Annotated in this window: 9 protein-coding genes; 5 read left to right on the top strand and 4 right to left on the bottom strand. The window is 68.1% G+C overall.

Annotation, left to right across the window (positions count from 1 at the left end):
- Together RT309_RS03895 and leuA are read left to right on the top strand one after the other, a co-directional pair.
- Positions 1-181: zinc-binding dehydrogenase (locus tag RT309_RS03895; RefSeq protein WP_313355507.1), on the top strand; the 181-nt coding region annotated here is incomplete at its 5' end.
- A gap of 170 nt (positions 182-351) precedes the next feature.
- A complete protein-coding gene (gene leuA, locus RT309_RS03890; RefSeq protein ID WP_313355506.1) occupies positions 352-2,109 on the top strand; it encodes a 2-isopropylmalate synthase in 1,758 nt (585 codons plus the stop codon).
- Between the two features lie 91 nt (positions 2,110-2,200).
- On the opposite strand, the gene RT309_RS03885 is transcribed toward leuA, so the two are convergent.
- A complete protein-coding gene (locus tag RT309_RS03885) occupies positions 2,201-2,887 on the bottom strand; it encodes a TRIC cation channel family protein (protein ID WP_313355504.1) in 687 nt (228 codons plus the stop codon).
- A 36-nt stretch (positions 2,888-2,923) separates the two neighbouring features.
- On the opposite strand from RT309_RS03885, the gene recO reads away from it, so the two are divergent.
- Positions 2,924-3,667: a DNA repair protein RecO gene (recO, locus tag RT309_RS03880; protein ID WP_313355502.1), complete on the top strand. Its 744-nt coding sequence runs from the start codon at positions 2,924-2,926 to the stop codon at positions 3,665-3,667.
- Entirely contained in the window at positions 3,664-4,467 is an 804-nt protein-coding gene (locus tag RT309_RS03875) for an isoprenyl transferase (RefSeq protein WP_313355501.1), read from the top strand. The genes recO and RT309_RS03875 overlap by 4 nt, the downstream gene beginning before the upstream one ends.
- 66 nt (positions 4,468-4,533) lie before the next feature.
- Here the strand turns inward: RT309_RS03875 and RT309_RS03870 are convergent, their stop codons facing one another.
- Together RT309_RS03870 and RT309_RS03865 are read right to left on the bottom strand one after the other, a co-directional pair.
- A complete protein-coding gene (locus tag RT309_RS03870) occupies positions 4,534-6,063 on the bottom strand; it encodes a DUF222 domain-containing protein (RefSeq protein WP_313355499.1) in 1,530 nt (509 codons plus the stop codon).
- A 29-nt stretch (positions 6,064-6,092) separates the two neighbouring features.
- A complete protein-coding gene (locus RT309_RS03865) occupies positions 6,093-6,656 on the bottom strand; it encodes an AAA family ATPase (protein ID WP_313355497.1) in 564 nt (187 codons plus the stop codon).
- Between the two features lie 56 nt (positions 6,657-6,712).
- Here RT309_RS03865 and RT309_RS03860 point away from each other — a divergent pair, with 56 nt between their 5' ends.
- Positions 6,713-7,384, top strand: coding sequence for a DsbA family oxidoreductase (locus RT309_RS03860; protein WP_313355495.1), 672 nt, complete (start codon positions 6,713-6,715; stop codon positions 7,382-7,384).
- Here the strand turns inward: RT309_RS03860 and RT309_RS03855 are convergent, their stop codons facing one another.
- Positions 7,385-7,888 (bottom strand): glutathione peroxidase, encoded by a 504-nt coding sequence (locus tag RT309_RS03855; protein WP_313355493.1) that lies wholly within the window; start codon positions 7,886-7,888, stop codon positions 7,385-7,387.
- Between the last annotated feature and the right edge of the window lie 60 nt (positions 7,889-7,948).

The raw sequence follows: 7,948 nt of genomic DNA, 5'->3' as shown, positions 1-7,948 counted from the left end.
GGGCGCCGATCCCGAGACCGCGCGGTACCGTGACGGGGCGCGCACCCAGCTGGTCGAGGCCGCCGAGGCAGGCGACATCGTCGTGCCGGTCGCGCGCGAGTACCCGCTCGGTGGGGCGCCGCAGGCGCTCGCGTTCCTCGCCGAGGGGCATCCGGGGGGAAAGCTCGCGTTGATCCCCTGAATCGCCTCGCGGGTGAGCAGAGTGCCAAGCGGGGTGTTACGATCGATGCATGCCTCTGGGCGGTCTGCTTCTTCTTAGCTGCCGCGACGAGTCCTGACAATCGGGCCTCTCTCGTCGCGGCGCTTGTGTTGGCCTGAGCACGTTTTCTGACGAAGAGAAGCAGCCCCATCATGAAGAACAACCAGAAGCCCACCTCCATGCCGGTGCACAAGTACCGTCCGTTCCACGAGCAGATCCGCATCGATCTCGAAGACCGCACCTGGCCGTCGAGGCGCATCTCCGAGGCGCCGCGCTGGTGCGCCGTCGACCTGCGGGACGGCAACCAGGCCCTGATCGACCCCATGTCACCCGAGCGCAAGCGCGTGATGTTCGAGCTGCTCGTGAGCATGGGATACAAGGAGATCGAGGTCGGTTTCCCCTCTGCCAGCCAGACCGACTTCGACTTCGTGCGGCAGCTGATCGAAGAGGACCTCATCCCCGATGACGTCACGATCCAGGTGCTGACGCAGTGCCGTGAGCACCTGATCGAGCGCACCTACGAGGCCATCACCGGTGCCAAGCAGGCGATCGTGCATTTCTACAACTCCACCAGCGTGCTGCAGCGCGAGGTCGTCTTCCGCTCCGACCGCGAGGGCGTCAAGCAGATCGCGCTGGAGGGCGCGCGCCTGTGCCGGCAGTTCGAGAAGCGCATTCCCGACACGCAGGTGTACTACGAGTACTCGCCCGAGAGCTACACCGGCACGGAGCTGGAGTATGCGGTCGAGGTCTGCAACGCCGTGCTCGAGGTGCTCGAGCCGACGCCCGACCGCAAGGTGATCATCAATCTGCCGGCGACCGTCGAGATGGCCTCGCCCAACGTCTACGCGGACTCGATCGAGTGGATGAACCGCCACCTGGCGCACCGTGAGAACGTGATCCTGTCGCTGCATCCGCACAACGACCGCGGCACGGCGATCGCCGCAGCCGAACTCGGGTACCTGGCCGGCGCCGACCGCATCGAGGGATGCCTGTTCGGCAACGGCGAGCGCACCGGGAACGTCGACCTGGTCGCCCTCGGCATCAACCTGTTCACGCAGGGCATCGACCCGCAGATCGACTTCAGCGACATCGACCAGGTCAAGCGCACGGTCGAGTACTGCAACCAGCTGCCCGTTCCCGAGCGCAGTCCGTGGGCCGGCGACCTGGTGTTCACCGCGTTCAGCGGCTCGCACCAGGACGCGATCAAGAAGGGCTTCGAGGCGATGGCCGCGAAGGCCGCGGAGCAGAACGTGTCGATCGACGACATCGAGTGGGGCGTGCCCTACCTGCCCGTCGACCCGAAGGATCTCGGCCGCTCGTACGAGGCCGTCATCCGCGTCAACTCGCAGTCGGGCAAGGGCGGCGTCGCCTACCTGCTGAAGACCGACCACGCCCTCGACCTGCCGCGCAAGCTGCAGATCGAGTTCTCGGGGGTCGTGCAGGCGAAGACGGATGCCGAGGGCGGCGAGGTCACCAGCGAGCAGATCTGGTCGATCTTCCACGACGAGTACCTGCCGGCCGACGACGACACCGCCAAGTGGGGTCGCTTCGAGCTGCTGGGAACCCAGACCCGCAGCGACATGTCGGGCGAGGTCTCGCTCGATGTCGTGCTGCGCGACGGCGAGACCCGCGAGCAGGCATCCGGCCGGGGCAACGGCCCCATCGCGGCGTTCATCGAGGTGCTGCGCGAGCGCGGTTTCGAGATCTCGCTGTACGACTACGTCGAGCACACCCTGTCGACGGGTGGCGACGCGCAGGCTGCCGCCTACGTCGAGCTGCAGGTCGACGACCAGCGGCTGTGGGGCGTCGGCATCGACGGGGACATCTCGACGGCGTCGCTCAAGGCGATCGTGTCGTGCGTGAACCGCTCGATCCGCACCCGGGAAGCTCAGCTCGCCGGGGTGGTGTGACGGCGCTTCGACAGGCTCAGCGACCCAGACTGGGCCCCTGAGCCACCCTGGGTCCCTGAGCCTGTCGAAGGGCCCTGAGCCTGTCGAAGGGTCACGGCTTGATGATCGGGATCATCCCCGTCTCGGTGGCCACCTTGCGGCGGTACAGGCGGCGCTGCTCGGGCAGCGACACGTCGAACACCACCGCGAGCACTCGGATGACCGCGGTCACGCCGATGCCGATCACCGCCGCGACGGTGAGCGAGACGTCGAGAGCGTTCAGGATGACGATGGTCGTGCATCCGACTCCCGCAGCCACCGCGTAGAGCGAGCCGACGTGCATGATCGCGACGGGCAGACCCATGAGCACGTCGCGCAGCACGCCGCCGCCGACCGCGGCGCAGACGCCGATGAACACGGCGGGCACCGGCGGGATGCCGAAAGCGATGGCCTTGCTCACGCCGAAGGCGCCGAACATGCCGATCACGGCGGCGTCGAGCACGACGATCAGGGTGTTGACGCGGTTGAAGACGCCGGCGAGCAGCATCCCGAACAGTGCCGCACCGGACGCAGTGATGAGGTACCAGTCGTTCTGCAGGGTCGCGGGCGGCTGCCCGATCAGCAGGTCGCGGATGAGGCCGCCGCCCATGCCGATCATGATGCCGATGATCGCGACGCCGAGCCAGTCGAGGCGGCGCTGCCCCTGGAAGCCGGAGGCGAACATCGCCCCCTGGATGCCGCCGAGCGCGACGCCGAGAAGATCAGCCCACAGCGGGATGGTGAAGAGCGGTTCCGTCACCCATCCATTGTGTCGTGCCCGGGAGATAATCGAAGGGTGCCCACCTATCGAGACGAAGCGGTGATCCTGCGCACCCACAAGCTGGGTGAGGCCGATCGCATCGTCACGATGCTCTCGCGACGCAACGGCAAGATCCGTGCGGTCGCGAAGGGAGTGCGGCGCACCTCGTCGAAGTTCGGCTCGAGGCTCGAGCCGTTCATGGTCGCCGACGTGCAGATGTACAAGGGTCGCTCGCTCGACATCGTGCAGCAGGCCGACTCACTGGGCGCCTACGGGGCCGACATCGCCGTCGACTACGAGCGCTTCACCGCAGCCAGCGCGATGGTCGAGACCGCCGACCGGCTCAACGAGGCCGAGGCGACCGCCGAGCAGTATCTGCTGCTCGTGGGCGGGCTGCGGTCGCTCTCGCGCGGCGAGCATGCCGCCCGCAGCATCCTGGATTCCTACCTGCTTCGCGTCATGGCACTGTCGGGCTGGGCGCCCGCCCTCGACCAGTGCGCACGCTGCGGCGCTGCGGGCCCGCACCGGCACTTCGGTGCACAGCTGGGCGGCTCGGTGTGCGACTCGTGCGCGCCGGCCGGCAGCCCGCGGATCGGGAGTGCGGCCCTTGCGCTGATGCGCGCCCTGATGGGCGGCGACTGGACGATGGTGGATGCCGCGCCTCCGGCCGACCTGGCGGCTGCCTCCGGCACGGTCGCCGCGTACGCCCAATGGCATCTCGAGCGCGGCATCCGCTCGCTCGAGCACGTCACGCACCCGTCGAGCATTGGAGCACGGTGACCCCGAAGCCCTACACGCACAAGGACGCGGTGCCGTTCCGGCCGCTCGACTGGACAGGCAAGACGCCGCCGGCGTTCCCCGCCGTGCCGGAGCACGTCGCGATCGTGATGGACGGCAACGGGCGCTGGGCGAACCGTCGCGGCCTCAACCGCGTCGAAGGGCATAAGGCCGGCGAGGAGGTGCTGCTCGATGTCGTCGCCGGCGCCATCCAGGTGGGTGTGAAGCACCTGTCGGTATACGCGTTCTCGACCGAGAACTGGGCGCGCTCGCCTGAAGAGGTGCGCTTCCTCATGGGCTACAACCGCGACGTGCTGCACCGTCGACGCGATCAGCTGAACGAGTGGGGCGTGCGCGTGCGCTGGGCGGGCCGCAAGCCCCGGCTGTGGGGGTCGGTCATCAAGGAGCTGCAGTTCGCCGAGCAGCTCACCCGCGACAACGACGTGCTCACCCTGACCATGTGCGTGAACTACGGCGGCCGCGTCGAACTCGTCGACGCCATGCGGGCGATGGCCGAAGAGGTGAAGGCGGGGCGGATGCGCCCCAGCGCGATCACCGAGAAGCAGATCCGCCGGCACCTGTACGTGCCGGACATGCCCGACGTCGATCTGTTCCTGCGCAGCTCGGGCGAGCAGCGCACGTCGAACTTCCTGCTCTGGCAGGCCGCGTACGCCGAGATGGTGTTCCTCGACACGCTCTGGCCGGACTTCTCCCGCGAGGAGCTGTGGCGGGCGATCGAGATCTACCTGTCGCGCGACCGGCGCTTCGGCGGAGCGGTGGACACTCCCGACGCGTCGGTCTGAGACCGGCTGTGCGAGTCTCAGGACGCGGTTGCCTCTCACGGTGTCATTTCGCCCGACGCTGACTGTTCAGAGCGGACCGGTCTCCCAGGGTGGTGGGTCGCCTTTCGCCTCCCACCCGTCGTCGACCGGTGGTGAGCCGCTGGGCGCGAACATGACGCGACGGGGTGGTTTGTCGTGGTGGATGCGTCCGGTGGGACTGGTCCACTCGAGCGACCAGTCGGACAGCTGCCGGGCGGTCCAGCGGAACTGCACCGGTATGTCCGGATGCTTCAGCGCATGATGAGTGAGGCAGAGATGGGCGAGGTTGTCGGTGCGGGTGGGTCCACTGAGGGCCCAGTCGATGGTGTGGTCGGATTCGCAGCGGTGGACGGGCATGCGGCAGCCGGGGAAACGGCAGTGCTGATCGCGGGCGCGCAGGAATCGCCGCATCGGCTCGGTCGGGGTGTAGGTGTCGGTCTCGGTGACGAGGCCGGTGGGATCGAGGAACAGTCGCGTCCATCCGGTGCTCTGGCCGGCGAGCTGCCGGGCGATGTCGGGGTGCAGGGTGCCGTGCCCGTCGAGCTGGGCGGGGTGCTCGTCGGCGCCGGTGAGGGTGGAGGCGGCGACGGTGACCTGGATGCGGGCGTGGATGTTATCGAGCCCGGTGCCCATGATCTCGCTCGGCGTGGCACTGAGCAGGAGGTCACAGAGCAGTTCGGTGCGGATCTCGTCCAGCCCTCGGGTGTCGGAGGTGATCCGGATCACCGCGGGGCCGGTGTCGACGGCGCGATCCATCGCGTCTTCATACGCCTCCCACGCACCGGGCACGTAGAACGGGTCGGTGGTGTAGGTGTCGTCACGGCCGAAGATCGCCCGCGCCTCAGCCTCTGCCTGCGCGCGACCGGTCTCGTACTCGAGGTCGGCTTCGAGGTCGGTGGGAAGGGTGGGACGGCGATTCTCCGGATGCTGCTTCTGCGCACGGCCCATCGCGGTGAGCCGGTCGAGAATCGCCACCGCCTTGTAGGTGGGCATGATCGCCTGCAGCAGCGACATCTCATCGTCGAGCTCTCGCACCGTGACCGACTGCTCGGCGGCGGCGGCGCGGTGCCGCTCGGTCACCGTCTGCGGCACGAGGGCGGCGACCAGTTCACGCACGTGCGCTCGGGTGCGGGCCGGCGCTTCGGTCTCGGCGAACTCCAGGGCCGCCGCCTCGTACAGGGCCCAGTCCGCGCCCGTCGCCTCACCGGCATCGATCGCCTGGGTCAGCGGAGCCGCCGCCCGGATGACCTCCCGCACGTGCGCTGCGGTGACCCGCCCCTCGGCGTACGAGGCGCGCAGCGCGGGGAAGTCGTCGCGCAGGGCACGGGCGTCGGCGAACGCATGCTCCACGCTGCCCGTCGCCATCCGCCCCGCCGCGGAGTACTCCGCCACCATCGACCGGCGGATCGCCTCACGGTGCACAGGGGCTGCCGCGACGTCGGCATCCATCACCTCGATCCGCTGCGCCAGCAGCGCCGCCGCCCGCGCTTCGAGCCGGTTGATCTCCGCGCGCGTCTCGACCCACTCATCCAGCAGCTCACGCTGCCGGGCGAACGGATCCTGCGATGCGGTGGCCATGCTCAGAGAGTAGAACGCACCTCCGACATTCACCCGGACAGTGCCCGGAGCCAGCGCTCGGTCTCACGCGGGTGGGCGAATCGAACGATCGCCAAGTGCGGGAATCGCGCCACCACCTCGGGCATCCGCTCAGCCCACTTGTGCAGCGTCCTCGTCTGCCACAGCAGGATGTTCTCCTCCGGATCACGAAGGAGGATGTTCGACAGCCCGCGCTCCCTGTTGCCGTTCCAGAGCTCCGTTCGCAGGATCTGGCGCGATACGGTGCGACGCACGAGCCGTGACCGCACCACGCGGTAGGGGTAGTCGAGCCACAGCACCATCTGCGCGCGAGGAGCCAGAATCTGATCGGTGCCCTTGCTGGTGTACTGCCATTCGGTCACCCAGTGGTCTTCGGCGGCGAATGCCCGGACATCGTCGAGGAAGGAAGGGCGAGGGGTCCACGCCGGCCCGTGGAACAGTCCGTCGATCTCGACGTGCCGCAGACCCCTCGCCGCAGCGATGCGCCGCGCGAGCGTCGTCTTTCCTGACCCGGTGACACCCGCGATCAGCACTCGCGACGGGCGGAACGGCACGGGATGGTCGGCGGTCAGCACTCGAGAAGGCTACTCGATCGGGAATATGCGCACCGGGGCATGCAGTTGCACTGAATGTGAGCGAACCCATCAACATCGACATCTGGTCCGACATCGCCTGCCCTTGGTGCTACATCGGCAAGCGCAATCTCGAGAAGGGGCTCGCCGCCACCGCCGGTGATGACGACGCCCCGAAGGTGAAGGTCACGTTCCACTCCTTCGAGCTCTCACCCGACACCCCGGTCGACTTCGACGGCGACGAGGTCGACTTCCTCGCCGGGCACAAGGGGATGCCCCGCGAGCAGGTCGAGCAGATGCTCGCGCACGTCACCAATGTCGCATCCGGGGCCGGCCTCGAGTACCGCTTCGACCTGCTGCAGCACACCAACACGGTCAAGGCGCATGAGCTGCTGCACTTCGCGAAGGAGAAGGGCCTGCAGCACGAGATGGAGGAGAAGCTGATGTCGGCCTACTTCACCGAAGGCCGGCACGTGGGGCGCATCGACGACCTCGCCGCCCTGGCCGAAGAGGTGGGGCTGGATGCCGCTGAAGCGCGCTCAGCGCTCGAGACCGAGGCCTACCTCGACGCGGTCCGCGCGGATCAGGCGCAGGCGCGCGCCTACGGCATCAACGGCGTGCCGTTCTTCGTCATCGACGGACAGTACGGCGTGAGCGGCGCTCAGCCGCCGGAGGCGTTCGAGAACGTCATCCGCGACGTGTGGGCGCAGAAGAAGACCGCCGTGAGCTGATCAGCGGCCGGCCTCCGTCAGGGCCGTCTCGATCGCCGAGACGATCTCAACGGAGTCCGGAAGCTGCTTCGGGCGGAAGCGCTGCACCGACCCGTCGGCGCCGACGAGGAATTTCTCGAAGTTCCACTCCACCCGGCCGGCCCTGCCGGCGGCATCCGGAGTCTCCTTCAGCGCCTTGTACAGGTCGTGCGCGTTGCGCCCGTTGACCTTGACCTTGTCGTTGATCGGGAAGGTGACGCCGTAGCTCGTCGAGCAGAACTCGAGGATCTTCTCGATCGACCCCGGCTCCTGGCCGAAGAACTGGTTGCAGGGGAAGCCGATGACGCTGAAGCCACGGTCGGCATACCGCTGCTGCAGCTGCTCGAGCTGCGTGTACTGCGGAGTGAGCCCGCATTTCGAGGCGACGTTGACCACCATCAGCACGTCGGCGCCGATGTCGTCGAGCGTCTTCTCGGCGCCCGCGGCATCGGTGAACGGGATCTGTCGCAGGGTCGCATCGGCCATCTCCACAGCCTATGCGCGCTGTGCCCCGACACAGCCGCCGTCTGGGAGAATGGGGGAGAC

Source organism: Microbacterium sp. (assembly GCF_032084865.1).
In the GTDB taxonomy this organism is placed as follows: domain Bacteria; phylum Actinomycetota; class Actinomycetes; order Actinomycetales; family Microbacteriaceae; genus Microbacterium.
Note: the sequence above shows the minus strand (reverse complement) of the source record. Positions and strands in the feature narration are given on the sequence as shown.

Excerpts from the sequence above, each read along its gene's own strand:
- leuA (WP_313355506.1), top strand. The coding sequence starts at position 352 with ATGAAGAACAACCAGAAGCCCACCTCCATGCCGGTGCACAAGTACCGT.
- RT309_RS03870 (WP_313355499.1), bottom strand. The coding sequence starts at position 6,063 with ATGGCCACCGCATCGCAGGATCCGTTCGCCCGGCAGCGTGAGCTGCTG.
- RT309_RS03855 (WP_313355493.1), bottom strand. The coding sequence starts at position 7,888 with ATGGCCGATGCGACCCTGCGACAGATCCCGTTCACCGATGCCGCGGGC.